The 26,738-nt window shown below is 64.1% G+C and carries 27 protein-coding genes and 1 pseudogene; 16 read left to right on the top strand and 12 right to left on the bottom strand.

The features are described from left to right. Positions 1-97 precede the first annotated feature (97 nt). The 5 genes from hemW to GJ695_RS27320 all read right to left on the bottom strand — a co-directional run bounded on the left by hemW (position 98) and on the right by GJ695_RS27320 (position 4,769). Positions 98-1,363, bottom strand: a complete 1,266-nt coding sequence (gene hemW / locus GJ695_RS27340) for a radical SAM family heme chaperone HemW (protein WP_154370260.1) — start codon at positions 1,361-1,363, stop codon at positions 98-100. Beyond that, positions 1,360-1,944 (bottom strand): RdgB/HAM1 family non-canonical purine NTP pyrophosphatase, encoded by a 585-nt coding sequence (gene rdgB, locus GJ695_RS27335; RefSeq protein WP_154370259.1) that lies wholly within the window; start codon positions 1,942-1,944, stop codon positions 1,360-1,362. Before rdgB ends, hemW begins: the two co-directional genes overlap by 4 nt. Before the next feature lie 125 nt (positions 1,945-2,069). Then, positions 2,070-2,804: a ribonuclease PH gene (gene rph, locus GJ695_RS27330; RefSeq protein ID WP_154370258.1), complete on the bottom strand. Its 735-nt coding sequence runs from the start codon at positions 2,802-2,804 to the stop codon at positions 2,070-2,072. Between the two features lie 8 nt (positions 2,805-2,812). Next, on the bottom strand, positions 2,813-3,757 hold the full coding sequence (locus GJ695_RS27325) for a PP2C family protein-serine/threonine phosphatase (protein ID WP_154370257.1): 945 nt from the start codon (positions 3,755-3,757) through the stop codon (positions 2,813-2,815). 16 nt (positions 3,758-3,773) lie between these two features. After that, complete coding sequence (locus GJ695_RS27320; protein ID WP_154370256.1) at positions 3,774-4,769, bottom strand: serine/threonine protein kinase; 996 nt, start codon at positions 4,767-4,769, stop codon at positions 3,774-3,776. Between the two features lie 88 nt (positions 4,770-4,857). On the opposite strand from GJ695_RS27320, the gene GJ695_RS27315 reads away from it, so the two are divergent. Continuing rightward, complete coding sequence (locus GJ695_RS27315) at positions 4,858-5,748, top strand: YicC/YloC family endoribonuclease (RefSeq protein ID WP_154370264.1); 891 nt, start codon at positions 4,858-4,860, stop codon at positions 5,746-5,748. Positions 5,749-5,793: 45 nt separating this feature from the next. Here the strand turns inward: GJ695_RS27315 and GJ695_RS27310 are convergent, their stop codons facing one another. The 3 genes from GJ695_RS27310 to GJ695_RS27300 are packed head-to-tail and all read right to left on the bottom strand — an operon-like array spanning position 5,794 to position 8,708. After that, positions 5,794-6,888, bottom strand: coding sequence for a S41 family peptidase (locus GJ695_RS27310; protein ID WP_154370255.1), 1,095 nt, complete (start codon positions 6,886-6,888; stop codon positions 5,794-5,796). Positions 6,889-6,906: 18 nt separating this feature from the next. Further along, on the bottom strand, positions 6,907-7,677 hold the full coding sequence (locus GJ695_RS27305; protein WP_154370254.1) for a LytR/AlgR family response regulator transcription factor: 771 nt from the start codon (positions 7,675-7,677) through the stop codon (positions 6,907-6,909). Next, the gene (locus GJ695_RS27300) at positions 7,674-8,708 is read right to left on the bottom strand and encodes a sensor histidine kinase (protein ID WP_371866616.1); all 1,035 of its coding nucleotides are present in this window, start codon (positions 8,706-8,708) and stop codon (positions 7,674-7,676) included. The genes GJ695_RS27305 and GJ695_RS27300 overlap by 4 nt, the downstream gene beginning before the upstream one ends. A gap of 206 nt (positions 8,709-8,914) precedes the next feature. Here GJ695_RS27300 and GJ695_RS27295 point away from each other — a divergent pair, with 206 nt between their 5' ends. After that, positions 8,915-9,301 carry a nuclear transport factor 2 family protein gene (locus GJ695_RS27295; protein WP_154370253.1) on the top strand — a complete coding sequence of 129 codons (387 nt, stop codon included), beginning with the start codon at positions 8,915-8,917 and terminating at the stop codon, positions 9,299-9,301. Here the strand turns inward: GJ695_RS27295 and GJ695_RS27290 are convergent, their stop codons facing one another. Further along, on the bottom strand, positions 9,302-9,589 hold the full coding sequence (locus GJ695_RS27290; protein WP_154370252.1) for a putative quinol monooxygenase: 288 nt from the start codon (positions 9,587-9,589) through the stop codon (positions 9,302-9,304). 50 nt (positions 9,590-9,639) lie between these two features. Between GJ695_RS27290 and GJ695_RS27285 the strand changes: the two genes are divergently transcribed. The 4 genes from GJ695_RS27285 (at position 9,640) to GJ695_RS27270 (ending at position 13,751) form a co-directional block, all read left to right on the top strand. Next, on the top strand, positions 9,640-10,383 hold the full coding sequence (locus tag GJ695_RS27285) for a DUF72 domain-containing protein (protein ID WP_154370262.1): 744 nt from the start codon (positions 9,640-9,642) through the stop codon (positions 10,381-10,383). 83 nt (positions 10,384-10,466) lie between these two features. After that, the gene (gmk, locus tag GJ695_RS27280) at positions 10,467-11,105 is read left to right on the top strand and encodes a guanylate kinase (RefSeq protein WP_154359738.1); all 639 of its coding nucleotides are present in this window, start codon (positions 10,467-10,469) and stop codon (positions 11,103-11,105) included. Positions 11,106-11,131: 26 nt separating this feature from the next. Then, positions 11,132-11,335: a DNA-directed RNA polymerase subunit omega gene (gene rpoZ, locus GJ695_RS27275; RefSeq protein ID WP_154359737.1), complete on the top strand. Its 204-nt coding sequence runs from the start codon at positions 11,132-11,134 to the stop codon at positions 11,333-11,335. An 82-nt stretch (positions 11,336-11,417) separates the two neighbouring features. Next, a complete protein-coding gene (locus GJ695_RS27270) occupies positions 11,418-13,751 on the top strand; it encodes a RelA/SpoT family protein (protein ID WP_154370251.1) in 2,334 nt (777 codons plus the stop codon). 70 nt (positions 13,752-13,821) lie between these two features. Here the strand turns inward: GJ695_RS27270 and GJ695_RS27265 are convergent, their stop codons facing one another. From GJ695_RS27265 to greB, 3 genes are all read right to left on the bottom strand, one after another. Then, positions 13,822-14,460, bottom strand: a complete 639-nt coding sequence (locus tag GJ695_RS27265; protein ID WP_154370250.1) for a transposase — start codon at positions 14,458-14,460, stop codon at positions 13,822-13,824. Positions 14,461-14,526: 66 nt separating this feature from the next. After that, complete coding sequence (locus GJ695_RS27260) at positions 14,527-15,399, bottom strand: transporter substrate-binding domain-containing protein (protein ID WP_229260405.1); 873 nt, start codon at positions 15,397-15,399, stop codon at positions 14,527-14,529. A 1-nt stretch (position 15,400) separates the two neighbouring features. Beyond that, positions 15,401-15,967 (bottom strand): transcription elongation factor GreB, encoded by a 567-nt coding sequence (gene greB, locus GJ695_RS27255; RefSeq protein WP_154370249.1) that lies wholly within the window; start codon positions 15,965-15,967, stop codon positions 15,401-15,403. 49 nt (positions 15,968-16,016) lie between these two features. Here greB and GJ695_RS27250 point away from each other — a divergent pair, with 49 nt between their 5' ends. The 10 genes and pseudogenes from GJ695_RS27250 to GJ695_RS27205 form a co-directional block, all read left to right on the top strand. Then, the gene (locus GJ695_RS27250) at positions 16,017-16,586 is read left to right on the top strand and encodes a hypothetical protein (RefSeq protein WP_154370248.1); all 570 of its coding nucleotides are present in this window, start codon (positions 16,017-16,019) and stop codon (positions 16,584-16,586) included. A gap of 12 nt (positions 16,587-16,598) precedes the next feature. Next, positions 16,599-17,777 carry a sensor histidine kinase gene (locus tag GJ695_RS27245; protein WP_154370247.1) on the top strand — a complete coding sequence of 393 codons (1,179 nt, stop codon included), beginning with the start codon at positions 16,599-16,601 and terminating at the stop codon, positions 17,775-17,777. Between the two features lie 46 nt (positions 17,778-17,823). Next, positions 17,824-18,471, top strand: coding sequence for a response regulator (locus tag GJ695_RS27240; protein ID WP_154370246.1), 648 nt, complete (start codon positions 17,824-17,826; stop codon positions 18,469-18,471). Positions 18,472-18,637: 166 nt separating this feature from the next. Beyond that, on the top strand, positions 18,638-20,233 hold the full coding sequence (locus GJ695_RS27235; protein ID WP_154370245.1) for a GGDEF domain-containing protein: 1,596 nt from the start codon (positions 18,638-18,640) through the stop codon (positions 20,231-20,233). 280 nt (positions 20,234-20,513) lie between these two features. Next, positions 20,514-22,088, top strand: coding sequence for a flagellin N-terminal helical domain-containing protein (locus GJ695_RS27230; protein ID WP_154370244.1), 1,575 nt, complete (start codon positions 20,514-20,516; stop codon positions 22,086-22,088). Positions 22,089-22,179: 91 nt separating this feature from the next. Further along, a complete protein-coding gene (locus GJ695_RS27225) occupies positions 22,180-22,575 on the top strand; it encodes a flagellar protein FlaG (protein ID WP_154359728.1) in 396 nt (131 codons plus the stop codon). A gap of 212 nt (positions 22,576-22,787) precedes the next feature. Then, positions 22,788-25,478, top strand: coding sequence for a flagellar filament capping protein FliD (gene fliD / locus GJ695_RS27220; protein ID WP_166455104.1), 2,691 nt, complete (start codon positions 22,788-22,790; stop codon positions 25,476-25,478). Positions 25,479-25,508: 30 nt separating this feature from the next. Then, positions 25,509-25,943, top strand: a complete 435-nt coding sequence (gene fliS, locus GJ695_RS27215) for a flagellar export chaperone FliS (protein WP_154370243.1) — start codon at positions 25,509-25,511, stop codon at positions 25,941-25,943. 3 nt (positions 25,944-25,946) lie between these two features. Next, complete coding sequence (locus GJ695_RS27210; RefSeq protein ID WP_154370242.1) at positions 25,947-26,276, top strand: flagellar protein FliT; 330 nt, start codon at positions 25,947-25,949, stop codon at positions 26,274-26,276. A 14-nt stretch (positions 26,277-26,290) separates the two neighbouring features. Then, a pseudogene (locus GJ695_RS27205) lies at positions 26,291-26,738 on the top strand (flagellar hook-length control protein FliK); the annotation flags it as partial.

Here is a 26,738-nt window from a genome sequence, read left to right as displayed (position 1 = left end):
GTCCGGCGGCGCGCATCGCCTCGGCGCCCGCAGCGCGCGCTCCCGCGCCTGCCGCGGCGCCTCGCGCCAAGGCGTCGGACAGCGAGTGGGAAGAGTTTTAACCCTTCAGGAACATCTCCTGAAGATCATTCAGGAAGCGCTGGCCTAACTCGGTCGGCTTGATGATCTTGTAGTCGCGATACAGCAGCCCTTTGGCCTCGGCCGCATTGAGCTGCTTGTCGATGGCGTTGATGCTCAAGCCGGTCCGCTCGGCGAACAGGTTGGGATCGAAACCGCCGTGCAGGCGCAGCGTGTTGAGCATGAACTCGAAGCCCATGTCCTCGCGCTGGATCTCGTACTCTTCCTGCACCGGCGCGCCCAGCTTCACCTGCTCCATGTAAGCCTTGGGCTGCTTGTAGCGCGCCTGGCGCAGGATGCGGTGCGGGAACGACAGCTTGGAATGCGCGCCCGCGCCGATGCCGAGGTAGTCGCCAAACTCCCAGTAATTCAGATTGTGCCGCGCGCGGCGGCCGGCCTTGGCGTAGGCCGAGATTTCGTACTGGCCGTAGCCATTGGCGGCGGTCAGCTCGGCGATCATGTCCTGCATGTCGGCGCTGGCGTCGTCGTCCGGCAGCGTCGGCGGATACTTGGCGAACAGCGTGTTCGGCTCCATCGTCAGGTGGTACAGCGACAGGTGCGGCGGGTTGAAGGCCATCGCCGTCTCCACGTCCTGGCGCGCTTCCTCCAGCGTCTGCGACGGCAGCGCGTACATCAGATCCAGATTGAAGTTATCGAAGTTGGCCAGGGCGATATCCACGGCGCGCCTGGCTTCGTTGTCGTCGTGGATACGGCCCAGCGCCTTCAGGTGGCGCTCGTTGAAACTCTGGATGCCGATCGACAGGCGATTGATGCCGCTGGCGCGGTAGGACTTGAACTTCTCCGCTTCGAAGGTGCCGGGATTGGCTTCCATCGTGATCTCGCAGTCGCTGTCCAGCGGCAGCAAGGTGCGCACGTCGGACAGCAGCCGGTCCAGCCCTGCGGCCGACATCAGGCTGGGCGTGCCGCCGCCGATGAAGATGGTGTAGATCTTGCGTCCCCAGATCAGCGGCAAGGCCTGTTCCAGGTCGGCGCGCACGGCATCCAGGTATTCCTGTTCGGGGAAGGCGCCGCCCTCCTTCGCTTCGTGCGAATTGAAATCGCAGTATGGGCACTTGCGCACGCACCACGGGAAGTGAATGTACAGCGACAGCGGCGGCAGCGCCGTCAGGTTCAGGGCGCCGCCTTGCAGGTATTTCGCAGCGACGCCGGCGGCTTCGCTGATGTCGGTGGCTGGCTTGGTCTTGGCGGACTGCGCGCTGGCGCCGACGACTTTAATCGGGATCATTTCAGTTTCTCTACCAGTGCGCGCAATGCCTGGCCGCGGTGCGACAAGGCGTTTTTCTCTTCCGGCGCCAGCTCGGCGGCGCACTTGCCCAGCGCTGGAATGAAGAAGTAAGGATCGTAGCCGAAGCCGCCGTTGCCGCGCGGCGTGTCGATCATGACGCCGTTCCAGCGGCCGTCGGCGATGACCGGTTGCGGATCGTCGGCATGGCGCACGAACACCAGCACGCAGTAGTAATACGCGGACTTGTCTTCATGCTTGGCCAGTTCGGCGATCATTTTTTCATTGTTGCGGGCGTCCGATTTCGGTTCGCCGGCAAAGCGCGCCGACAGCACGCCGGGTGCGCCGCCCAGCGCGTTGACGCACACGCCCGAGTCGTCGGCCAGCGCCGGCAGGCCGGTCAGGCGCGAGGCGTGACGGGCCTTTTGCAGTGCATTTTCGACAAAGGTGTAAAAAGGTTCATCTGCTTCAGGGACGTCGTACTCGCCCTGCGCATGGACGGAAAAGCCCACGGTCGACAGCAGTTCGTTGAATTCCTTGAGTTTGCCCTTGTTGTTCGAGGCGAGGATCAGGCGTTGGGTCATGGGTGTGCGGGTTTAAAAAGTGGACAGCGGGCGTCATTTTAAACCGTTTACCCCGAACGGTCGGGGTCTGACCCCGTACGGGGTCAGACCCCAGGTCTTGGCTGTGCGGGGTTGAACTGTGCCGCTTACGTTGTTAAACCCAAGGTTTGCTTCTGCAACTTGACCAGATCGGCAATTCCCCCCTGCGCCAGGTCCAGCAAACGGTTCATGCCGGCGCGGTCGAAGGCGGCGCCTTCGGCCGTGCCCTGCACTTCGATGAAGTGGCCGGCTTCGGTCATCACCACGTTCATGTCGGTGTCGCAGTTGGAGTCTTCCACGTAGTCGAGGTCCAGCACCGGCGTGCCCTGGTAGACGCCGACCGAGATCGCCGCCACGAAGTGCTTCAGCGGGATTTCCGCGATCAGGCCGCGCGCCTTCAGCTTGGAGAAGGCGTCATACGCCGCCACCATGGCGCCGGTGATCGAGGCGGTGCGGGTGCCGCCGTCGGCCTGGATCACGTCGCAGTCCAGGTGCAGCGTGCGCTCGCCGAAGGCTTCCAGGTCGAACGCGGCGCGCAGCGAGCGGCCGATCAGGCGCTGGATTTCCTGGGTGCGGCCGGACTGCTTGCCCTTGGCCGCTTCGCGGTCCATGCGGCTGTGGGTGGAACGCGGCAGCATGCCGTATTCGGCGGTCAGCCAGCCCTGGCCTTTGCCCTTCAGGAAGCCCGGCACTTTTTCCTCGATGCTGGCGGTGCAGATCACCTTGGTGTCGCCACACTCGATCAGCACCGAACCTTCGGCGTGCTTGGTGTAGTCGCGGGTCAGGCGCAGGGTGCGCAGCGCATCGACCGGACGGCCGCTAGGACGGGTTACAGAGGTCATACAGTTCCTTATTTGAGAATTTGGGAGGACTTTTCTATCGCCCCGCGGATTTCCGCGATGGCTTTTTCGATGGCGTCGTCATCGAAGGCGTCGGCGTCAACCGGCACGGCGCCGGCGGCCGGCGTGTCGCGGATGGTGGTGCTGTGCAGGTCTTGCGGCAGCGCCTCGGTGGAGATCACGGTGGCCGTGATCGGCCCCATATTGTCCACCACCGAACTGCCCTGCCACATGATGGCCAGCGCCGTGACGTTGTCGCTGGCGCCGCCCGCCGCCAGCAGCGCGGCCTGCAGGATATCCGGCACCGCGCGCACCACGGTCTGGGCCTGCATGCGGCGCGCCAGATCATCGTCCGGCAGCATAGACCACAAACCGTCGGAGCACAACAGCAGCAGGTCGCCCGGCAGCACGCCGGCGCCGGCCGACACCTCCACCTTGGGCAGCGAATCAGCGCCGAGGCAGTTGAACAGCTTGTTGCGGTCCGGATGGGTGGCGCGCTCGGACGGCTGCGCCAGTCCCCTGGCGATCAGGTTTTCCACGTGCGAGTGGTCGCGCGTGCGCGCCAGGATCTGGCCGTCGCGCATCCAGTACAGGCGCGAGTCGCCGCAATGGGCCCAGGTGGCGGTGTTGTGCTGGACCAGGCAGGCGACGATGGTGGTGCGCGGCGTCTCCGCCAGCTGGTGTTCGGCGCGGTACTGGTGGATGTCGCGGTGCGCGGCGTGGAAGGCTTCCTCCAGAAAGCGCTGCGGCTTCTTCACGTAGGGCTGCGCCTGCTGCTGGAACATGGTCGAGATGGTTTGCAGCGCCACCGTGGCGGCGATCTCGCCGTGCAGGTGGCCGCCCATGCCGTCGGCCAGCACCAGCAGCAGCGCGTCGCGGGTGAAGCTGTAGCCCATGCGGTCCTGGTTGACCTTGCGGCCGCCGATGTGACTTTCCTGGTACACGGAGAATTGCATGGGTCGTCCTCTCGATTCAGACCAGCGTGTCCGGGCCGGCCTTGGCGCGCGCGCCGCCGCTGCCCAGCCGGCCCATCAGGCCGCGCAGTTTGTCCAGCATGGTGGGCGGCGCCGCGGCGGGCACGGCGGCCGGCGCGGTGGTTTGCAGCCCTTTCTGCACCGCGAACAGGCTTTGCGGCCGGTCCAGCGGTTCCACTTCCAGGCACCAGCGCACCAACTGCACCAGCTCCGGCGAATACTGCCCTTGCAGTTTCAGGAAGTGGCCGGCCATCTTGTCCTCGCTCTTGCGCTGGTCGGCCGGCTGCGGCGGCGAGCCGACCATGCAGGCGAACATCGAGGCGCCGATGCTGTAAATATCGGTCCACGGTCCCATGCCGGCCTTGGCGTACAGCTCGGGCGGGGCGAAGCCGGGGGTGTACATCGGCGTCAGCGTCGGCATGTCGGTGTTGACGGTCTGGCGCGCGGCGCCGAAGTCGAGCAGCATCGGCGTGCCGTCGGTGCGCAGGTAGATATTGGCCGGTTTCAGGTCCAGGTGCAGCAGCTTGTTGGCGTGGACTTCGCGCAGCCCCTTGACCACCTGCGTGAAAATGGTGCGGATGAAGGCTTCGCCCACTTTGCTGCCCTTGCCGCGCTGCCGCTGGATGTGTTCCTGCAGCGAATGGCCCGATTCGTAGGCCATGACCATATACACGGTTTCGTGCGCGCGGAAGAAATTGAGCACACTTACAACATTCGGGTGCGAAATGCGCGCCAGCGCCCGGCCTTCCTCGAAAAAGCACTTGAGACCGATGCGGAACACGGGAAGATGCGCTTTTGAGACGGACGGCACCAGTTCTCCCTCCTGCCGCAGGGCCAGGGAACTGGGCAAATACTCCTTGATTGCCACCGCCACGCCCTCGCTATCGTATGCAAGGTAAACAATACTGAACCCACCGGACGCAATTTTCTTTACAATGCGATATCCAGCAATTTCCAGACCATCTGGTAACGGGGCGTTGTTTTGTGCAGCCATAAGATTCCTCGCCTCAACACCCGGATTGTGTGGATAAATCACTGTTTTGTAAAGATTAAATCGGGGATATCCATTGAGCATTTCCAGCATGACGGGCTACGCGGTCGCCACCAGTGAAAGTGCGGCGGGAACACTGACTATCGAAATCAAGAGCGTCAACTCGCGATTTTTAGACTTACAGTTTCGAATAAACGACGATTTGCGTGCGCTTGAACCCGATTTGCGCTCCGCCGTCATGGCTGCCATCACGCGCGGCAAAGTCGAGTTGCGACTGAGCTTCGGCCGCAAGGCGGCCACAGCGGGCACGCAGGCGCTGAACACCCAATTATTGACGGAGTTACAACGATTGCAGGCCGAGGTGGGCAACCTGTTCCAGGGCGCGCAAACGATGTCAGTCGCGGAACTGCTGCGCTGGCCAGGCGTGATCGAAGAGGCGCAGATCGGCCAGGAGTCGCTGCAGGCCGACGTGGCCGCCCTCGCCGGCCGCACCATCGCCGCCTTTGTCACCAGCCGGCAGCGCGAAGGCGCGGCGCTGGAAGCGATGCTGATTTCGCGCATCGAGGCCATGGAAGCCATCGTCAAACGCATCACGCCGCTGATTCCGCAGGTGGTGGCGGCGTTCCAGCAGAAGGCGGTCGAGCGCATGCAGGACGCCTTGGGGCTGGCTTGCCAGGGATCGAATTCGGCGCTGTCGCGTCAGGATGCGCTGGAGCGCATCCGCCAGGAAGTGATTTTGTACGGCATCCGCATCGACGTGGCCGAGGAGCTGGGCCGCTTGTCCGCCCACCTGACCGAGACCCGCCACATCCTGAAAAAAGGCGGCCAGGTCGGCAAGCGCCTGGACTTCATGATGCAGGAACTGAACCGCGAAGCCAATACGCTAGGCGCCAAGGCCTCGGTCAAGGAACTGGCCGATGCCTCGATGGAGCTCAAGCTGCTGATCGAGCAGATGCGCGAACAGGTGCAAAACCTGGAGTAATCAAAAGGGAGCCGCGGCTCCTTTTTTTTGGCGCAACCGGTTCGCTCAAAGTTGTCCCTTGAGCTTGTAGACCGGTTTATCGGACTCCCCGTTCTCCGCCATTGCCAGCAGGCGCTGTAGTTCCTTGCGCTCGTCGCCCTCCTTGGCGGACGACACCAGATTGCGCAGGATGGCGACATGCGCCGTCTGCAACGCCTGCGCCGCGGGCACGGCGACGTCCGGCTTCACGCCGACATGCTCCCAGTTGGTTTTGCTGACGAAATTGGTCGTGCGCGCGGTCGGAATCGAGGCGACGATGTCGTGTCCCAGGCTGTACCAGCTCACGGGATTGGAAGCGCCGGCGGTGGTTTCGCCGACCAGGGTGCCGCGCTTCAGCACCTGGAAGTCGTAGGCGCAATCCTCGCCGCCGGAACCTGTTCGGGCCGATGTCAGCACATACACAGGCTTGTCGTAACGCTGCGCGACCGTCGGCACGCTCCAGATCTGCCGCGTCGTGTCGCTCGGGCGATCATAGATATCGATCAGGTGGCGCACGTCGCCCACCGGGAGGAAATGACTCATCAGGTAAGCCACGCTGGCCGGGCTGCCGCCGCCGTTGCGGCGCAGGTCGAGGATCAGCGCATCCGTCCCCGCCAGCAGCGAGATCGCCGCCGTGTACGCCGGACCGACGAATTCCACGCCGCCGAAGCCGCGCAACTCGATGTAGCCGACGTTGCCGGGCAGGCGTTCGATCTTCTCGATGTCATAGCCGCGCCGCGCGGTGGCGTCGCGCCATTCGTCCAGCTTGGCGCGGCTCGGCGGCTCCGGGGGGCCGCTGGGCTCAGTGAAACCCTCGTAACGCGAGGCGCTGAAATGCAAGTCGCCGCTGAATTCGCGCAAGTCCTCCTGCAGCGCCGCACTGAACGCCTTCGCACCGGCGGCGGCCGCATAACCTCCTTCGGCATTTTTCCTGACGATGGCACTGCCGACCCGCTCGGCCTGCGTTGGCTCTATATAATTCGCGTTGATTTTCGCCGCCAGCGTCTGCACGATGGCGGCGCGGTCGGACGCGCTCAACGCGGTGTCCTCCGCCGCCAAGGCAGGCAACGACCACAGCGCGCCCAACACGACCGCCGCAACAATCTTCTTGCTACCTAACATACATTCCCCCAGGTTGGACTACGAATCGGTTTTGGTATTGAGGTGTTGCAGCGCCTCCGTCAGCGCCGGCATATACGAGCGGCTGGCGCGCAGCACGCTGCCGTCGCGCAGGCGCAGCATGGCGTCGCGGTTGGTCAGCGCACACAGTTCGGTGATCATGTCCAGCCGCACGATGGACGAGCGGTGCACGCGGTGGAACTGGCGCGGGTCAAGCTGCGTGGCCAGGGTGTGCAGGCGTTCCCGCACCAGCCAGGTCTTGCCGTTCGCATGCAGGGACGCGTAGTCGCCGTCGGCCTCGATGCGCTCGACGTCGGCAACCGGCACCAGCACCGTGCGCGAGCCCACGCGCACGCTGAAGCTGCGCAGCGCCGGTGTCGCCGCTGTTACCATTGCTGCCGGTGCTGCGGCGCGGCTTTGGCAGCGGTAGGGAAACGCCTGCTGCGCGCGGTCCAGGGCTTCGTCGAAGCGCTCGTCATCGACCGGTTTGAGCAGGTAATCGAGGGCGGCCAGTTCGAACGCCTGCAGGGCGAAGCCTTCGTAGGCGGTGAGCAGGATCGCCATCGGCCGCTGCGTTGGCGGCAGTGCGGCCAGCATGTCGAGGCCGGACTTGCCCGGCATCTCGACGTCGACGAACACCAGGTCCGGCTTGAGCGCCACAATCCCTTCGCAAGCGCTGTCGCCGTCACCGAATTCGCCCACCAGCGCGAAGCCATCGCGCTGCGCCAGCCTGACCTTGACCGCCAGCCTGGCCAGCGGTTCGTCGTCGACGATCACCACCCGGATATTCATGCCGCCACCGCCATACCGCGCAGCGGCATGGAAATGTGCACGTGGAAGCGGCCGTCCGGGCGCCAACCTGCGTCCACCTCCTGCTCGGTGCCGTACAGGTGGCGCAGGCGTTCCCGGACGTTGGCCAGGCCGATGCCGCTGCCCTGATGCGCCGCCGGTTGACCGTCGTTGCTCACGCCGATGAGCAGGCGCGCGCCGGCGCGCTCGACCAGGATATCGAGCTGGCCGGGCACGGCCAGCGGCGCGATGCCGTGGCGGATCGCATTCTCGACCAGCGGTTGCAGCATGAGGTAAGGCACGACGCTGCCCAGCAGGTCGGGACCGGTCTTCATCGTCAGTTGCAGGCGCTCGCCGAGGCGCGCCTTTTCGATGGCCAAGTAGGCGTCGAGCAAGGCCAGTTCATCGGCCAGCGCATGCTCGTGGCGGCCGTCGTGCGCCAGGGTGGCGCGCAGGAAGTCGGCCACGCACGCCAGCATGCGGTTGGCTTCGCGGTTGGACTGGGCCGACACCAGCGCCGAGATCGCGTTCAGGGAATTGAACAGGAAGTGCGGATTGACCTGCAGGCGCAGCGCGCGCAGCTCGGCGTCGCGCGCCGCGCTCTGCGCCTGGGCCAGATGCAGGCGGACCTGCTGCAGCGACAGATAATAGGCCGCCACCGCATGCACCGCGCAGAACGCGACCAGCGCCAGCCAGCAGCTATCCAGGCCGCGTGCCAGATATTGCCATTGGTAGCCGGTCTCCCGTCCGATCGCGATCCCGTAGCTCTGTCCCAGGAAGGCGTTGGTAATCGCCATGGCATAGGTGGTCACCAGCAGTATCGATCCCATCCGCAGCCAGGACCATTCGCGGCGCCACATGGCCCGCTGCATCAGCGTCAGCGGAATCAGCCATAACAGGCAGGCGACGAAGAACACCGCACGGAAGGCAACGATATAGCTATTGCCGGCGGCGGGCAGGCCGAGGATGGCCATGCAGGCGCATACCGGCAGTGCCGCCAGCACGGGAACGAGCAAAGGGGTTTCGACTTTCACGCTGGGTTTCCGAGGTACGAAAGCTTTCACCTTAAGCGATCGCCGAACGGCGGTCCAGTCCCATGCGGCGACCCGTGCATTCCGTGCGGCCAACCGTTTGGCGATTATCTACACACAGGAATAAACATTTCGTCTTTAGCGGATTTATTCAATAATCGACCGGCGTTACAGTGGAGTCACTTCAACTTCTTACCGAAAGAGACATCATGAAAAACGCTAACCAACTGCTGCACGCCTACCTGGCCAATATCCAGACCCCTGCCGCCGCCGCCGCGCTGTTTGCCGAAGACGGCCTGCTGGAACTGCCATCGCTGGGCCCGCAAGTGCGCGCGGTCGGCCCCGCCGCCATCGAGAGCTTCATCGGCGGCCTGCTGAAAAAAGTGCCGGACTTCCGCTTCAAGGATGTGCAACTGTTCATCGACACGGAAGACAAGGTGTTTGGCGAATACAGCGTGGAAGCCCTGGTGCCGTCGACCGGCAAAGTCTACAAACAGACCTACGCCGGCATGCTGGTGGCCGAAAACGGCAAAATCAAGCACCTGCGCGAAGCCCTCGACACCCTGGCCGCCGCCAAGGCCTTCACGCCGGATTGATTAAACGATCTGATTCAACTTGAGGATCTGGATGTCGGCTTTGCCGCCGACGGCTTTGACCAGTTCCTGGAAGTGTGGCGTGGCTTCGTGGGCGCTCAGGGCGGCTTCGTCGCGCCAGGCTTCCAGCATGACGTAGTTGGCGTGGTTGCCGAGGTCGATATTCAGGTCGTAGCGGAGGCAGCCGGCTTCCGCGCGGCTTGGCGGCACCACCCGTTCCAGCGCCTCGCGCACCAGCACTTCGTTGCCGTCCCTGGCGGTGATGGTGGCGACGACGATCAGTTCTTTCATGGTATATCCCTGTATAAAATCCAAACCTCGATACTAGCAGGAGACGCATGATGGCGCAGATACGGGCAGGAATCGGCGGCTGGGACTTCGCGCCATGGCGCGACACCTTCTATCCCAAGGACGTGCCGGTCAAGAAGCAGCTGGAATATGCCAGCACCCAGGTCACCAGCATCGAGATCAACGGCACCTTCTACCGCACCGCCAAGCCCGAACATTTCGCCAGTTGGGCCGCCAGGACGCCCGACGATTTTGTCTTCTCGGTCAAGGCCTCGCGCTACGCCACCAACCGCAAGGTGCTGGCCGAAGCGGGCGAATCGATCGAGCGCTTCATCGACAGCGGCCTGTCCGAACTGGGCGACAAGCTCGGCCCCATCCTGTGGCAGCTGGCCGCCACCAAGCAGTTCGATCCGGACGACATCGAAGCCTTCTTCAAGCTGCTGCCGGCCAAGCTCGGCAAACGCAAGCTGCAGCATGTGCTCGATGCGCGCCACGACAGTTTTCTCAGCGACGATTACCTCAAGCTGGCGCGCCAGCACAAGGTCGCCACCGTCATCACCGACTCGCCCAAATTTCCCCACTTCGACACCATCACCGGCGAGTTCGTCTACGCGCGGCTGATGGATGCGCACAGCGACATCGCCACCGGCTACACCAGGCCGGCATTGAAGCAATGGGCGGCGCAGGCCAAAGACTGGCAGCAGCAGGCCAAGTCCGGCAAGGTCTACGTCTACTTCATCAACGGCGCCAAGGAGCGCGCGCCGGCCGCCGCCCAGCATCTGCTGACGCTGCTGTAAATTGAACTCACCTCGTTGCTCTTGGTAAAATACATCTTTGGGCGACGCACAAGTCGCCCGCTGACGTTTTTGAAAGATCACCCATGAGCTCATCCAACGGATTTTCGGGCAGCTTGTTTGTCGTCGCCGCGCCGTCCGGCGCCGGCAAGTCCACGCTGGTCAACGCGCTGCTGGCCAAGGAACCGACCATCAAGCTGTCGATTTCGACCACCACCCGCGCGCCGCGTCCGGGCGAAACCCACGGCCAGCAGTACTACTTCACCAGCGCCGAGGACTTCGTCGCGCGCGCCAAGGCAGGCGAGTTCCTGGAGTGGGCCGAAGTGCACGGCAACTACTACGGCACCTCGCGCCTGATGGTGGAGGAACAGATGAAAACCGGCACCGACGTGCTGCTGGAAATCGACTGGCAAGGCGCGCGCCAGGTCAAGAAACTGTTCCCGCAGGCGGCCGGCATTTTCATCCTGCCGCCATCGATCGACGCGCTGGAGGAACGCCTGAAAAAACGCGCCACCGACGAGCCGCACGTGATCACCAAACGGCTGCTGGCGGCGGGCGGCGAAATCGCCCACGCTCCCGAGTTCGAGTATGCTATTATCAACGAAGAATTCGACGTCGCGCTGTCGGAACTGACGGCGATAGTCCGAGCGGCCCGTTGCCGGTTTGCGCAACAAGCGGCACGCAACACCTCGCTCTTTGCCCAGTTGGGCATCCACGCTGAATAAATAAACACAAGATTTTAGGAGTTAAGATGGCCCGCATTACGATTGAAGATTGTCTGAAAAGCATACCTAACCGTTTCCAGCTGACCCTGGCCGCCACCTACCGCGCGCGCCAACTGCTGCAAGGCCACACCCCGAAGGTGGAAGCCAAGGATAAACCGACCGTCGTCGCCCTGCGTGAAATCGCCGCCGGCAAAGTCGGTCTGGAAATGTTGAAAAAGGTCCCAATGTAAGTTGGGACCGCGTTCCCGAACAATGTGAATGTGGTATGTTTTGTAGCAGCTAGACATTCTCATTGAGACGGAACGCATACGTATGAATCTGATCCCTGCCGATCCGACACTGAGTGACACCAAGCCTACCAAGGCGAAACGGCCGGCCAAAGCGCCGGCTAAAGTCATGTCCGAGACCAACGCAGGGGATAGCAGCTCCTCCGCTCCACCCGCCACACCCCCAGTACCTCCCGTGATTTCCTCGTCGCCCCTGGCCACGCCGCTCGCTTTGACCGCCGGCGTTGCATCCGTTACCCATCTGACCGAAAAGCTGGCCGAATACATGAACGCCGCCGACCTGAAAAAGGTCAAGGAAGCGTATCGCTTTTCGGATGAAATGCACCTTGGCCAGTTGCGCAAGTCAGGCGAGCCCTACATCTCGCATCCAATCGCCGTGGCGGAAATCTGCGCCGACTGGAAGCTTGATGCGCAAGCCATCATGGCCGCGCTGCTGCACGATGTGATGGAGGACCAGGACGTCAAGAAGGACGAACTGATCGAGCGCTTCGGCGCGCCGGTGGCCAACCTGGTGGACGGCTTGTCGAAGCTGGAGAAAATCGAATTCCAGAGCCAGATCGAAGCGCAGGCGGAAAACTTCCGCAAGATGCTGCTGGCGATGGCGTCGGACGTGCGCGTGATCCTGATCAAACTGGCCGACCGCCTGCACAATATGCGCACCATGGAAGTGATGAAGCCGGCCGCCAAGGCCCGCATCTCCAAAGAGACCATGGAAGTGTATGTGCCGATCGCCCACCGTCTCGGCCTGAACAATATTTACCGCGAACTGCAGGACCTGTCGTTCGCGCACCTGTACCCGCTGCGCTACCGCACCCTGGCCAAGGCCGTGAAGGCGGCGCGCGGCAACCGCCGCGAAGTGGTCACCAAGATTCTCGAATCGGTGAAGACCACGCTGGCGATGGCCGACATCGAGGCCGAAGTCTACGGCCGCGAAAAAACGCTGTACGGCATCTACCGCAAAATGCGCAGCAAGCACCTGTCGTTCTCGCAGGTGCTCGACGTCTACGGCTTCCGCGTGGTGGTCGACAGCTTCCCGAACTGCTACGTGGCGCTGGGCACCTTGCACCAGCTGTACAAGCCGATGCCGGGCAAGTTCAAGGACTACATCGCGATCCGCAAACTGAACGGCTACCAGTCGCTACACACCACGCTGATCGGCCCGTATGGCACGCCGGTGGAGTTCCAGATCCGCACCCAGGAAATGCATCGCACCGCCGAGTCCGGCGTGGCGGCGCACTGGCTGTACAAGAACGGCGAAGCAAATATGTCGGACTTGCAGCAGCGTACCCACGCCTGGCTGCAATCGCTGCTCGATATCCAGCAGCAGACCGGCGACTCGGCCGAGTTCCTGGAGCACGTCAAGGTCGACCTGTTCCCGGATTCGGTGTACGTGTTCACGCCGAAGTCCAAGATCATCGCGCTGCCGCGCGGCGCCACCCCGGTCGACTTCGCGTATGCGATCCACACCGGGATCGGCGACCACACGGTGTCGGTCACCATCAACAACGAACCGGCGTCGCTGCGCACCGAACTGCGCAACGGCGACATCGTCGAGATCGTGACGGATTCGGCCTCGCGGCCGAGCCCGAGCTGGCTGTCGTTCGTGCGCACCGGCAAGGCGCGTTCGGCGATCCGGCATCACCTGCGCACCATCAACCTGCCGGAATCGATCGCACTGGGCGAGCAGCTGCTGGCACATGCGCTGACGTCGCTGGGCGTGAGTCCGGAGCTGGAGGATACGCTGGTCGTCAGCCTGCTGAAGGAATCGAGCGCCAAGTCGCTAGACGAGCTGTATGCCGACATCGGCGTTGGCAAGCGCATGGCGGCGCTGGTGGCGCGGCACATCTTCGGTCTGCGCGGCGGGGAATCGGCCAGCGCGCCGGTGGATCACAATAGCGCGGCGGAACTGGACCCGGTGACCATTTGCGGCAGCGAGGGTGTGTCGGTGCAGCTGGCGCCGTGCTGCCTGCCGATTCCGGGCGATGCGATTATCGGGCAGTTGCGGCGGGATCAGGGCTTGCTGGTGCATACCTCGGACTGCACGCTGGCCAAGCGGCAGAAGGCCAAGGAGCCGGATCGCTGGATTGCGGTCAAGTGGGGCACCGAGCTGAATCGTCGCTTTGACAGCCGTATCAAGCTGCTGATCAATAATGAGAAGGGTATCCTGGCGCGCGTGGCGGCGGAGATTGGCGAGTCGGATGCCAATATCACCTACGTCGGCATGGATGAGGACAAGGATAACGTGCTGCACCAGTTGCGCTTCACGGTGCAAGTGAAGGACCGGGTGCATCTGGCGGGCTTGCTGCGGAATGTGCGGCGGGTGGCTGGGGTCAATCGCATTTTGCGCGAGCGTAGCTAGACCCGCATTGCCAGGTGGGGTCTGACCCCGCATGGGGTCAGACCCCTAAGTGGTGCCGCATGCGTATCGCTTAAGCTTGCGGGGTGGATGCCCCGAAACCCTTGTCCCCCAAAACCCCATTCCCATTCGCCGCCGCGCGAATCTCGGCGATCTGCATGGGGGTTAAGGGTTGCTGGAACAGCCGCATATACGCCTGCCTGCGGTCAGACGGGTTCAAACCCAATCTTTCGTACACGGAATGCGGCGTCAACAACTCATCATGCCGCCCCTCCGCGTTCGACCGGTAGCTCGACCACCTGTAGTTCCCCGGAAACCGCACCATCCCCGCCCTGACCGGGTTCAGCTCGATATACCGCTGACAGGTCAGCAAATACCCCTCCGTCTGCACCACACAACTCTTGTACCGCCCATCCCAGGGCGATCCGGATGCCTGCTGCCGACGATTGAAATACTGCGCATACCGCTGCGCCACGCCCTTCATCATTGCCGCCAGCCGCTCCGCGTCGTCCACGCTCACCAGCAAGTGCACATGATTACTCATCAGCACATACGCATGCACCGCACACCGCGCCATCACCGCCTCCTCGTGCAGCCACTGCCGGTACACAAGAAAATCCTCATCGCTGAAAAAACACCGCTGCCGGTCATGTCCGCGTTGAATCACATGTAACGGCACCGACTTCAGTACAACACGAGTATGGCGAGGCATGGCATCTCTCCCGGATATCTCGCCAAGCTAGCAAGCATCCGGCCGCCCGGCCCTGATGCACCTCAACTAGCGGTGATCCAGCGGGTCATACCAGTACGCCTTGTTGGAAAGCGGGGTCAACGGCGAAAGCTGCGGGTTGTTCAGCCTGAAAATGCGCCGCTTGCGCAGGCCAACCTGCTCGATCAGCCCATCATAAAACTCATGAAAAATCTGCTCATAGCGACCATCGGCGATCAGCTGTTGCAGGCCGTATTCCAGCCGCTGCGCCAGGCGCTGCTGCTGTGCTCCACCGACAAAGAAATAGCGCGGCGACGGAATGTACAGCGCAAAGCTGCGCTCCACGCTCAAGGTCGGAAACGACGGCACATACGCGGCCTGCTCATACACCGCCTCGTCGATCGCACGCGGGAAGTGCTGGAACCGCCCGGCCGCCAGCATGCTGTGCAGACCCGCCGAGGTGCTGCCCTCCACCACGTGGAAACCGGCCTGCTTGTAGGTAGCGGTCAGACTCCACTGCCGGCCGGCGCCCAGCGTGAAGCCGCGCAACTGCTCCAGCGTGCGCACCGCGCTGAACAGTTCCTGGTTGCGGCTGTCGATCAGCGAAATGCGGTAGCTTGAAATACCCTTGTCGACCGGAATGCGGATCGGGATCAGCTTCTGCTCCCATTCGGCCGAGGTCACCTGCCCGCTCAGGTTGACCAGCTCGCCCTTGAGCATTTCCTGCAGCAGCCGGTCGCGCTCCATGCGCAGCGGCGCCACCTTGAATTGATACGGTCCGTACTTGGGCTGCGAGGCATCCAGCGCGGCCGCCAGCAGGTGCAGGATGTGGCTGTCGCTAAAGCTGGATTTGCTCGAATTCATGTCGATGGTGTACACATCGACCGCCCACGCCATCCCCTGCCAGGCCAGCAGCGCCAGCAGACACAGGCCATTGCGCAATTTATTCCGCTGCCGGCGCAGGATAACGCACCTCCAGGATATCCAGCTCTTCCACGCCATGCGGCGCCTGGAAGGTGATGGTGTCGCCTTCGCGCGCCTTGGTCAGCGCGCGCGCCACCGGGGCCACCCAGCTGATCTTGCCCTTCAGCGGATCGAGCTCGTCGATGCCGACGATGGTGATGGTGCGCTCCTCGCCGTCCTGGTTGCTGTAGGTCACCGTGGCGCCGAAGAACACCTGGTCGCTGCCATAGTGCGCGCTGGGGTCGACGATGAAGGCCGAATCCATGCGCTTGGTCAGGAAGCGGATGCGGCGGTCGATTTCGCGCAGCCGCCGCTTGCCGTAGATGTAGTCGCCGTTTTCCGAGCGGTCGCCGTTGGAGGCGGCCCAGTGCACGATGCGCACCACTTCGGGCCGGTCGACGTCGATCAGCTGCAACAATTCCTCCTTGATGCGCTGGTAGCCTTCCGGCCGGATGTAATTCTTGGAGCCAGCCGGGATCGCCAACGCCAGCGCTGCGGCTTCGTCGTCATCGTCCTGGTCGCTTTCTTTGACAAAGGCTTTATTCATACGGACTATTGTAACGGCTTTCACGTATCATGCTGTCGAAGGAACAACCATGAGAACACTGCACCGCTTCCGTCGCTGGCTGTTGGCGCCGCTGGTTTATCTGGCGGCGCTGCTGCTATTGCTGGAAGACTGGCTGTGGAACATCGGCGCGCGCCTGACCAACCGGCTGGCGCAATGGCCGCCGCTGCACCGGCTGGAGGCGTGGATCTGCCGCCTCGGCCCGAAGGCGGCGCTGGTGCTGTTCGTGCTGCCGGCCACGCTGCTGTTCCCGGTCAAGCTGCTGGCGCTGTGGGCCATGGCCAACGGCCACCCGATGCTGGGCCTGACCGTCATCATCCTGGCCAAGCTGGGCGGCGCGGCGGCCGTGGCGCGGCTGTATCTGCTGACGCGGCCGGTGCTGCTGACCATCGTCTGGTTTGCCGCGCTGCTGGGCTGGTTTCTGGCGCTCAAGGAACGCTGGATCGAGCGCCTGCGCGCCACCCGCGCCTGGCGCAAGGTGGCAGCGCTGAAGAAAGCCTTCCACCATTGGCGCCAGCACGCCGTACCGAAACCGGGCAGCTGGCTGGCGCGCTTCCGCCGCTTGCTGAAACGCTTCCGCCGGCGCTGGGACACACGCTAAAATGGCAGCCACATGAGCGCCCCATCTCCCTCCCATTCCACTAGCCAGGCCCTGGTGGCCGAACTGGAACAAGTCCGCGCGCGCTTTGCCGCCATCGTCTCCAACACGCCCGGCCTGGTGTACCAGTTCGTGCTGCATTCCGGCGGCCAGGTCAGCTTTCCCTATCTGAGCGACGGCTGCCAGGCGCTGCTGGGCCTGCCCGCCGCCGAGCTGCACGCGCAGCCGCAGCGCTTCGTGGCGCTGATCCTGCCGGAGGACCGCCAGTCCTACCTGGACGCCATGCAGGCCTCGGCCGCCGCGCTGTGGAGCTGGAACTGGGAAGGCCGGATCTGGGTCGAGGCCTGGAAGGACGTCAAGTGGATCAACCTGCGCAGCACGCCGCACCCGTTGCCCGACGGCGCCGTGCGCTGGGACGGCATCATGACCAACATCACCGACAGCAAGCTGGAGCAGCTGGAAGTGCGCCACTCGCGCGCCCGGCTGGCCGAACTGAGCGCGCATACCGACCGCGTCAAGGAACAGGAGCGCACCCGCATCGCGCGCGAAATCCACGACGAACTGGGCGGCAACCTGACCGCGATCAAGATGGCGGTGGCGATGCTGGCCGCGCGCCTGGACGACAGCGAGCCGGCGCTGCGCGAAAAAACCGATTACGTCGATGCGCTGGTCGACCGCACCATCGACGCCATCCACCGCATCTCGCTCGATCTGCGCCCGCCATTGCTGGACCTGGGCCTGGTGGCGGCGCTGGAATGGCAGGCCAGGGAATTCGACAAGCAGACCGGCATCGCCACCAGCTTCAGCGCCAACCAGCGCGACATCGGCCTCAACACCGACCAGGCCACCGCCCTGTTCCGCATCGCCCAGGAAGCGCTGACCAATATCGCCAAGCACGCCCACGCCAGCAAGGTGACGGTCAGGCTGGCGCGGCTGCGGCACCATATCAGCCTGAAAATCAGCGACAACGGCGCCGGCATCGCCGCGGCCGACCGCGGCAAGCCGGCCTCGTTCGGCCTGCGCGGCATGGCCGAACGGGCGCGCGCGCTGGGCGGCACGTTGACACTGAGCCACGCCAGCGGCGGCGGCACGGTGGTCGCCATCAAAATTAAGCAAGATACTGTACACGACAGCCTCATGCCGCCGCCCGCTGCGGCTACAATAGCGGAAGAAAACATTTCTGCCACGAAATAATGTGTCCTAGCGCACATGGCGGAGGCACAACGGGGTAAACAGATTCATGACAGAAAAAGCCATCATCAAGGTTTTCATCGCCGACGACCACGCGATTGTGCGCGAAGGCTTGAAACAGATCCTGGCCGAGACGCGCGACATCGTGGTGGCCGGCGAGGCCGAGAACGGCCTCGACGCCATCAAGCTGTTCCGCAAATCCGAGTGCCAGGTGATGCTGCTGGATATTTCGTTGCCAGATCGCAACGGCATCGAGGTGCTCAAGCAGATCAAGAAGGAAAAGCCGGAGCTGGCGGTGCTGATGCTGTCGATGCACCGCGAGGACCAGTACGCGATCCGCTCGCTGAAGGCCGGCGCGTCCGGCTACCTGACCAAGCAGAGCGCGCCGAAGGAGCTGGTGACGGCGATCCGCCAGGTCAGCAACGGCCTCAAGTACATCAGCCCGGCGCTGGCGCAGGAACTGGCCAACCACGTCGGCGAGGACCACGAGGCGCCGCTGCACGACACCCTGTCCGACCGCGAATACCAGACCCTGACCATGATCGCCTCCGGCAAGACGGTGGGCACCATCGCCAAGGAGCTGTCGCTGTCGGTCAAGACCGTCAGCGAGTACCGCGCCCGCCTGCTGGTCAAGATGAAGCTGAAAAACAGCGCGGAATTGACGCATTACGCCATTAAAAACCAACTGATTGAGTAAGCGCGGGTAAGATAGCAATACGTCAGCGTATCTGTTATTGCTGAAAGTAAAATGGTTAATGCTTTAATGAAAGCCACCTTCCCGCCCCTTATTCGGGCAATGCCAGCCGGTCGGCGCGCTTATCATTGCCGTAATTGGTAATCCATTCAGAGGTAAGCGCGTCATCATGTCCAGCAAACCCAACACGCCCGAGCAGAATCCGGCCGATATCGCCCGCGAGGCCTTCCGCCGCCTGGCGGTGCGCCGCATCGCGCCGACGCCGGAAGCCTATCGCGAGATTTACAACGAAATTGCCGGCATCGCGCCCGAGCCGGCGCCCGCCACGCCGCCGGCGCCGCTGGGCAGCGCCGATCCCGGACCGGAATCGGTGCTCAGCCAGTTCGCCACCCGGCTGACCGAAAGCACCGGCGACCTGGGCGACTTCGGCCGCCGCTTCAACCGCGCCGTCAAGGGCCGCGACTGGGAAGGCTATGCGCGCGCGCTGTCGCAGCTGGTCGACAAGCACTTCGTGGCCGCCAAAAAAGGCATCGAGGTGGCCGGCGTGGCCGGCGAGGAAAGCGAACAGTCGCGCAGCCTGCGCGACCTGCTGGCGCGCACCCTGACCTTCGCCGTGGCCTCGCTGCTGGCCGGGGCGCCGGTGCTGGCGGCCGAGGCCGAATCGCTGGGCGCGGCCACCAAGGTGGCGCACAGCGAGGAAGCGCTGGCGGAAATCGCCGTACGCCTGAAACAGCTGTGCTACCAGATCGAGGTGCGCGGCGGCGACAGCGGCGAACAGCAGGAACTGCTGCTGCGCCTGTTCCGCCTGCTGCTGGAAAACGTCAGCGAACTGCTTGACGACGACAGCTGGCTGCGCGGCCAGATCGAGGCGGTGCAGAACCTGATCGCCGGCCCGCTCGACGTGCGCGCGCTGGAGGAAGCCACCCGCAGCCTGAAGGAAGTCATCTATAAGCAGGGTCAGCTCAAGCACAGCCTGTCGGACGTCAAGCTCACCGTCAAGAACATGATGATGACCTTTATCGACCGCCTCAGCCAGGTGGCGGCCTCGACCGGCGACTTCCACGAGAAGATCGGCGGCTATTCCGACAAGATCAGCAAGGCCGACAATATCGCCGAACTCAACAGCATCCTCGACGAGGTGCTGAAGGAAACCCGCATCGTCCAGACCGAGGCGCTCAAGGCGCGCGACAAGATGATGCTGGCCAAGCAGGAAGTGCAGGACGCCGAGGCGCGCATCCACACGCTGGAAGCCAAGCTGCAGCACTTGAGCGAACTGGTGCGCGAAGACCAGCTGACCGGCAGTCTCAACCGCCGCGGCCTGGACGACGTGTTCGAGCGCGAAACCGCGCGCTCCGACCGCCGCGGCACGCCGCTGTGCATCGCCGTGCTGGACCTGGACGATTTCAAGAAGCTCAACGACACCTACGGCCACATCGCCGGCGACGCCGCGCTCAAGCACCTGGTGAAAATCGTCAAGGACACGCTGCGCTCGATGGACGTGATCGCCCGCTTCGGCGGCGAGGAATTCCTGATCCTGATGCCGGAAACCACGGTCGAGGCGGCCGCCAGCACGATGACCCGGCTGCAGCGCGAGCTGACCAAGCACTTCTTCCTGCACGATAACGAGAAGGTCTTGATCACCTTCTCGGCCGGCGTCGCCCTGCGCCGCCCGAACGAGGAGCAGACCGAGCTGGTCAAACGGGCCGACAAGGCCATGTACACCGCCAAGCAAACCGGCAAAAACCGCGTCGTGGTTGCCGATTAAGAAAGCTTTTACCCCGCCATCCCCTGCCCGGCCCCTGCGCCGGGCATTTTTTTTGGCCGAAATAAATTATTTTTTGCCCTAAAGTTTCGATCCGCAGCGTCGTTTAGACGCTCATGCGGGACGAACTTTAGCCTGCCTGGTGAAAATTTTCTCCCTAAACTTTCCACACGGGAACCCGTTACCAGCAATAACTGCGGTGTGATTGTCTCGGAACACGGAGACACACCAAAGGGACACGAGGCACTCAGCCCACAATGAAGCACCAGTTTGGAGAATTACCATGGCACAAGTCATCAACACCAATATTGCATCGCTGAACTCGCAACGCAACCTGTCGACGTCGCAAGCCAGCCTGCAGACCTCGCTGCAACGTCTGTCGTCGGGTCTGCGTATCAACAGCGCCAAGGACGACGCTGCCGGTCTGGCCATTTCCGACCGTTTCAGCGCGCAGATTCGCGGCAATACCACGGCAGCGCGTAACGCCAACGACGGCATCTCGCTGGCGCAAACGGCCGAGGGTGGCTTGAGCACCGCCGGCGACCTGCTGCAACGTATCCGCGAACTGGCCGTCCAGTCCGCCAACGGCACCAACTCGGCATCGGACCGCCAGTCGATCCAGGGCGAGGTCGCCTCGCTGTCGCAAGAGCTGGACCGCGTCGCCAACACCACCCAGTTCAACGGCCAGAACGTGCTGGACGGCTCGCTGACCTCGGCCCAGTTCCAGGTCGGCGCCAACTCGGGCCAGACCATCAACATCGGCATCCAGTCCGCCAAAGCCACCGACATCGGCAACAACACCCTGTCGGCCGTGTATGGCGACCAGACCGGCCAGTTGTCCTCGACGGTGGCCGCCGCCACCTGGAACAACAACAGCGCTGCCGCGCAAACCCTGGCCATCACCTCGGGCAACGGCACCACCACCAATGTCAACGTGGCCGACCATGCCAGCGCCAAGGACATCGCTGCCAGTGTCAACGCCCTGAGCGGCCAGAGCGGCGTCACCGCTACCGCCACCACCAGCGCCACCCTGGGCTTCACCGCCGCCTTTGCCGCCAGCAAAGACGGTTCGGTACAGTTCCAGCTGCGCGGCGACAACTCCAACACCACCGACACCAACCCGGTGACGATTTCGGCGCAAGTGAAAAACGGCGACCTGTCGGGTCTGGCCCAGGCGATCAACGCCCAGGTCGGCACCACCGGCGTCAGCGCGTCGATCCAGCTGGACCAGTCGGGCAATAAAACGATCAAGCTGAGCAACAGCTCGGGTTCGGACATCCAGATCGCCAACACCAACACCGCCAGCGACGACATGATGGCCCTGGTGACCATGGCGGGTGCCGACAAGCCAGCCGCCGGCACCACTGCCGCCGTGCCAGGCGACAGCAGCATCTCGATCGGCGCCGGCCAGGCGCCGACCACGGCCGGCGTCAACGTCGTCACCGTCGGCGGCCACCTGGACTTCTCCTCGGCGGGCGGCTTCTCGATCAACTCGGGCGCCGGCACCGGCATCGTGGCCAACAGCGCAGCCGGTTCGCAGCTGCAATCGGTGGCCAAGATCGACGTCAGCACCGTGGACGGCTCGAACGCGGCCCTGAAAACCATCGACGCGGCGCTGAGCCAGATCGACGCCAACCGTGCATCGCTGGGTGCGATCCAGAACCGCTTCACCTCGACCATCTCGAACCTGAACACGACCACGGAAAACCTGTCGGCTTCCCGTAGCCGTATCCAGGATACCGACTTCGCGGCGGAAACGGCCAACATGACCCGCGGCCAGATCCTGCAACAAGCTGGTACGGCGATGCTGGCGCAAGCCAACTCGCTGCCGAACGGCGTGCTGTCCCTGCTGCGTTAAAATCCGGCGCAGAGCTGACCCGCAAAAGGTCGCTCTGACCTGGATCCCCGGCTGATTTATGCAGCCGGGGATTTTTCACAAAGGAACAATCATGACTATCGACACTATAGGCAGCGCCGGTTCGGCCCGTCCGGTGGACCGCAGCGCGGCCAGCGGCGAAGGCGTCACCACGCAAGCTGCCGCCCGCGCACCGGCCGCACCCGTCGAGACCGCCAAAGCGGTCAAAGCGCCCGAGGCCCTGCCCAGCGAGGAGCAAGTCAACGATGCGCTTTCCAAGCTGAACAAAACGCCGCAGGCGCAAGCCAACAACCTGGAGTTTTCGGTGGACCAGGACACCAAGCGCACGGTGGTCAAGGTGATCGACCAGAACACCAAGGAAGTCGTGCGCCAGTTCCCGACCAAGGAAGCGCTGGCCATCGCCAAGGCCCTGGACCAGCAGGAAAGCAAGGGCACCACCACCGGTCTGTTGATCGATCAGACCGCCTGAAGCGGTGCGCGCCCGGCGCGCGCCGCTTTTTTCTCATCTGTGGCATCCTGTTCTGGAGCGCCAGCCTGTTCCGCGCCCGGCGCCGGCCTTGCCGACCGCTGGTTTTACCCGCTTTGACAGCTATTCTGAAACAAGCCGGTATTTCCCCCTCTCAAGTCCGGTTTGATTTTGCCGATATCAGCTTATATTATTGCTTTACTTAGGAGCGCAACGTGGGCATCTCAACTCCCGGCATCGGTTCCGGCCTCAACGTCAACGACATCGTCAGCAAGCTGATGTCCGTGGAGTCCGCGCCACTGACGGACTTCGACAAAAAGACGGCCAGTTACCAATCGCAGATTTCCGCCTTTGGCACGATGTCCAGCGCGCTCGGCAATTTCCAGAGCTCCCTGAGCAGCCTGACCTCGATCGCCAGCTTCCAGTCGCTGACCAACACGCCGGCCGACCCCACCGTGGTCACCGCCAGCACCACCAGCGACGCCCTGGCCGGCAACTACCGGATCAATATCAGCCAGCTGGCGCAGGCGCAGTCGCTGGCCTCGGGCGGCTACAAGAGCAGCACCGCCACCATCGGCACCGGCGCCAAGACCACCATCAGCTTCTCGCTGGGCAGCATCAGCAATAGCGAATTCGGCATCAACGGCACGGCGCTGGCCAACAGCATGCGCACCAGCGGCCTGACGGCCGGCTCGGTGACCATCAACGGCACCACCATCACCACCAACAACACCACCCGCAGCGCGCGCGCGCTGGCCGACGCCATCAACGACAAGACCACCACCACCGGCGTCTCGGCCAAGCCGACCGCGGCCACCACCGACGCCGCGCTGTTCGGCGGCGCCGGCGCGGCCAGCTTCGGCAATGTCGACACCAGCGGCGGCGGCACCTATTCGCTGTCGGTGGGCGGGGTCGAGATCGCGGTCCAGGCCGCCAACGTGGCCGGCGGCGACGGCGTCACCGCCGCCTCGCTGGACGCCGCGCTGAGCGGCGACACCGCCGTCTCGCGCGCGCTGAAGGACGCCAACATCACCTTCACCGGCAGCGCCGCCAACGGCGACCTGCAGTTCTCCAACGCCGACGGCAGCAACGTGGTGGTGGCGGAAACCGTCACCGGCACGGTGGCCGGCGGCATCGGCAACGACGGCAGCAGCGCCAACATCGGTTCCAGCGTCACCGCGGTGGGCACCATCACGCTGGTGTCGGCCGACGGCAGCCCAATCACCGTGGGCGGCAGCAACCCGGCCGCGGCCGGCCTGACCGCCGGCGTCGGCGGCGCCTACCTGAACGCCGACTTCACCGCCGACTCGACCCGCACCGCCGGCAACATCGTGATCGACAGCACCAACAACTCGCTGCAGGGCATCATGGATGCCATCAACAAGGGCAATTTCGGCGTCACCGCCTCGATCGTCTCGGACGGCAGCACCGGCACCGGCGCCACGCCGAACCACCTGGTGCTGACTTCCAGCGCCACCGGCGCCAGCTCGACCATGAAAATCACGCTGGCCGGCTCCGGCGGCGACCCGGCCGATCCGGCCCTGGTCAGCCTGCTGGGCTACGATCCCGGCGGCGTCCAGAACCTCAGCCAGAAGGCCGCCGCAGCCGACACGCAAGCCACCGTCAACGGCATCGCCGTCACCAGCGGCAGCACCAGCATCAGCGGCGCCGTGGCCGGCGTCACCTTCAATGCGCTCAAGGTCGGCAGCACCACGGTGGCGGTGGCCAAGGACACTTCCTCGCTGACCAGCTCGGTCAACGCCTTCGTCAAGGCGTATAACGACCTCAACAGCCAGCTGGCGGCGCTGGGCGCCTACGACGCCGACACCAAGACCGCCGGCCCGCTGCTGGGCGACAGCACGCTGCGCAACCTGCAATCGTCGGTGCGCGCCACCCTCAGCAGCGCGATTTCCGGCCTGCAAAGCACCAGCCTGACCAATCTGTCGCAGATCGGCGTCTCGTTCCAGAAGGACGGCTCGCTGGCGGTCGACAACGCCAAGCTGCAAAAAGCCATCACCAGCAACTTCAACGACATCGCCGGCCTGTTCGCGGCGGTCGGCCGCGGCACCGATCCGGACATCACCTTCAGCAGCTCGTCGGCCAAGACCCAGGCCGGCAACTACGCCATCAACATCACCCAGCTGGCCACCCAGGGCACGCTGCAGGGCAATGCCACTCTGCCGGCCGAGACCACCATCGCCCAGGACACCACCTGGACCGTGACGCTGAACGACACCACGCCGCCGACGCTGGCCAACACCGCCACCATCACGCTGCCGGCCGGCACCTACAACCCGAGCCAGCTGGCCACGCTGTTGCAGTCGACCATCAACGGCGTCAGCGCGTTTTCCAACGCCGGCGCCTCGGTCACCGCCACGCTCGGCGACGACGGCTCGCTGAAGCTGCAATCGGCCAGCTACGGCTCGACCTCGAACCTGAAGATCAGCAGCGCCACCGGCACCGACGTCTCGGCCGTGTTCGGCACCGGCGCCTCGGTCGACGGCGTCGACGTGGCCGGCACCATCGGCGGCTACACCGCCACCGGCAAGGGCCAGGTGCTGACCGGCGCGCCCGGCGCCCCGGTCGAAGGCCTGAAGCTCAACGTCAAGGGCGACACCACCGGCCCGCGCGGCACCTTCGGTTTCTCGCAGGGCTACGCCTACATGCTCAACACGCTGTCGGCCGGCTACCTCGGCAGCAGCGGCACGATTGCCGGCCGCACCAAGGGCCTGAGCGCCTCGGTGACCGACGTCGCCAACCAGCGCGCCAGCTTCGCCAGCCGCCTGACCGATATCGAGGCGCGCTACCGCGCCCAATACACGGCGCTCGACACCTCGATCGCCAGCATGAATGCAACGCAGTCGTTCCTGACCCAGCAATTGGCCGCCATTTCCGCCAACAGCTAAGCACGCACGGCACTGATAAGGAGTTAATGTATGTTCGGATCTCGACAAACTGGCGTCAACGCCTATGCCAAGGTTGGCATTGAAACCGGTGTGCTGGCGGCCAGTCCCCACAAGCTGATCGTCATGCTGTTCGACGGCGCGCGGGTGGCGCTGAATGACGCGCTGACCGGGATCAGGAACGGCGACATCGCCTTCAAGGGCAAGTCGCTGTCGCGCGCCATCATGATCATCGACAGCGGCCTGCGCGCCGCCCTCGACAAGAAGGCCGGCGGCGAGATCGCCGAAAGCCTGGACGCCCTGTACGAATACATGAGCAACCGGCTGCTGCTGGCCAACGTCAACAGCGACCCCAGCATCGTCGAAGAAGTGCAGCGTCTGCTGACCGAGTTGCGCGACGCCTGGAACGCGATCGCCGACACCCCTGCCGCCGGCGGCATCCCTCAACCCAATCTCGCGAGCGCCTGATTTATGATGACGATTCAAGACGTGTTATCCGTGTACGCCGCCATGGCCGACCTGACCGAACAGATGGTGCAGGCCGCCACGCGCAGCGACTGGGACACCCTGGTGCTGCTCGAGCAGCGCTGCGCCGCCCACGCGCAGGCCTTGCGCGAACAGGAGTCGCAGCAGCCGATGCGCGGCGCCGACCGCGAACGCAAAATCGAACTGATCCGCCAGATGCTCAACGCCGACCGCCAGATCCGCGACCTGACCATGCCGTGGATGACCCAGCTGTCCAAGCTGATCAACGTCACCGGCACGGAACGGCGCGTCGTCAACGCCTACGGTAGCGTCTAAATCAGGCGCGCGCCATGATGCCGCGCCTGGACGCCGCCCTGCCGCCGGTCACGCCGGCTGATGGCGCTGGCGGCGGGGCCGCCGTCGCCGACGGCCGCCAGGCCGCCTTCCAGCGCGCGATCCAGAATCTCGTCGGCCAGACCGTCAGCGCCGAGGTCATCTCCAAAATGAAGGACGGCAGCTACCTGGTCAAGGTGGCCGACAATGCCGTGCGCATGATGCTGCCGGGCGACACCCAGGTCGGCAGCGAAGTGCCGCTGACCGTGCTCAGCGCGCAACCGCGTCCCACCTTCCAGCTTGGCAACAGCCCGCCGGGCAGCGCCGCCACCGTGCTCTACAGCGAAGGCGGCGCCGATGGCGGCGAACCGGCCGCCGCCCTGCCCTCGCAGGGCGCCGCCGTATACGTGCCGGGCAAGCCGGCCGGCGGCGGCGCCCCGGGCAACCCGACGCTGCCTGGCGCCG

This window comes from Duganella alba, from assembly GCF_009674495.1.
In the GTDB taxonomy this organism is placed as follows: Bacteria; Pseudomonadota; Gammaproteobacteria; order Burkholderiales; family Burkholderiaceae_D; genus Rugamonas; species Rugamonas alba.
This window is presented reverse-complemented; position numbering and strand designations above follow the sequence as displayed.

Excerpts from the sequence above, each read along its gene's own strand:
- rpoZ (WP_154359737.1), top strand. The coding sequence starts at position 11,132 with ATGGCCCGCATTACGATTGAAGATTGTCTGAAAAGCATACCTAACCGT.
- GJ695_RS27315 (WP_154370264.1), top strand. The coding sequence starts at position 4,858 with ATGACGGGCTACGCGGTCGCCACCAGTGAAAGTGCGGCGGGAACACTG.
- GJ695_RS27325 (WP_154370257.1), bottom strand. The coding sequence starts at position 3,757 with ATGCAATTCTCCGTGTACCAGGAAAGTCACATCGGCGGCCGCAAGGTC.
- GJ695_RS27320 (WP_154370256.1), bottom strand. The coding sequence starts at position 4,769 with ATGGCTGCACAAAACAACGCCCCGTTACCAGATGGTCTGGAAATTGCT.
- greB (WP_154370249.1), bottom strand. The coding sequence starts at position 15,967 with ATGAATAAAGCCTTTGTCAAAGAAAGCGACCAGGACGATGACGACGAA.
- rdgB (WP_154370259.1), bottom strand. The coding sequence starts at position 1,944 with ATGACCCAACGCCTGATCCTCGCCTCGAACAACAAGGGCAAACTCAAG.
- GJ695_RS27270 (WP_154370251.1), top strand. The coding sequence starts at position 11,418 with ATGAATCTGATCCCTGCCGATCCGACACTGAGTGACACCAAGCCTACC.
- GJ695_RS27310 (WP_154370255.1), bottom strand. The coding sequence starts at position 6,888 with ATGTTAGGTAGCAAGAAGATTGTTGCGGCGGTCGTGTTGGGCGCGCTG.
- GJ695_RS27210 (WP_154370242.1), top strand. The coding sequence starts at position 25,947 with ATGATGACGATTCAAGACGTGTTATCCGTGTACGCCGCCATGGCCGAC.
- GJ695_RS27250 (WP_154370248.1), top strand. The coding sequence starts at position 16,017 with ATGAGAACACTGCACCGCTTCCGTCGCTGGCTGTTGGCGCCGCTGGTT.
- GJ695_RS27295 (WP_154370253.1), top strand. The coding sequence starts at position 8,915 with ATGAAAAACGCTAACCAACTGCTGCACGCCTACCTGGCCAATATCCAG.
- GJ695_RS27305 (WP_154370254.1), bottom strand. The coding sequence starts at position 7,677 with ATGAATATCCGGGTGGTGATCGTCGACGACGAACCGCTGGCCAGGCTG.
- GJ695_RS27245 (WP_154370247.1), top strand. The coding sequence starts at position 16,599 with ATGAGCGCCCCATCTCCCTCCCATTCCACTAGCCAGGCCCTGGTGGCC.
- GJ695_RS27285 (WP_154370262.1), top strand. The coding sequence starts at position 9,640 with ATGGCGCAGATACGGGCAGGAATCGGCGGCTGGGACTTCGCGCCATGG.
- GJ695_RS27225 (WP_154359728.1), top strand. The coding sequence starts at position 22,180 with ATGACTATCGACACTATAGGCAGCGCCGGTTCGGCCCGTCCGGTGGAC.
- fliS (WP_154370243.1), top strand. The coding sequence starts at position 25,509 with ATGTTCGGATCTCGACAAACTGGCGTCAACGCCTATGCCAAGGTTGGC.
- GJ695_RS27290 (WP_154370252.1), bottom strand. The coding sequence starts at position 9,589 with ATGAAAGAACTGATCGTCGTCGCCACCATCACCGCCAGGGACGGCAAC.
- GJ695_RS27265 (WP_154370250.1), bottom strand. The coding sequence starts at position 14,460 with ATGCCTCGCCATACTCGTGTTGTACTGAAGTCGGTGCCGTTACATGTG.
- gmk (WP_154359738.1), top strand. The coding sequence starts at position 10,467 with ATGAGCTCATCCAACGGATTTTCGGGCAGCTTGTTTGTCGTCGCCGCG.
- GJ695_RS27240 (WP_154370246.1), top strand. The coding sequence starts at position 17,824 with ATGACAGAAAAAGCCATCATCAAGGTTTTCATCGCCGACGACCACGCG.
- GJ695_RS27230 (WP_154370244.1), top strand. The coding sequence starts at position 20,514 with ATGGCACAAGTCATCAACACCAATATTGCATCGCTGAACTCGCAACGC.
- rph (WP_154370258.1), bottom strand. The coding sequence starts at position 2,804 with ATGACCTCTGTAACCCGTCCTAGCGGCCGTCCGGTCGATGCGCTGCGC.
- GJ695_RS27235 (WP_154370245.1), top strand. The coding sequence starts at position 18,638 with ATGTCCAGCAAACCCAACACGCCCGAGCAGAATCCGGCCGATATCGCC.
- hemW (WP_154370260.1), bottom strand. The coding sequence starts at position 1,363 with ATGATCCCGATTAAAGTCGTCGGCGCCAGCGCGCAGTCCGCCAAGACC.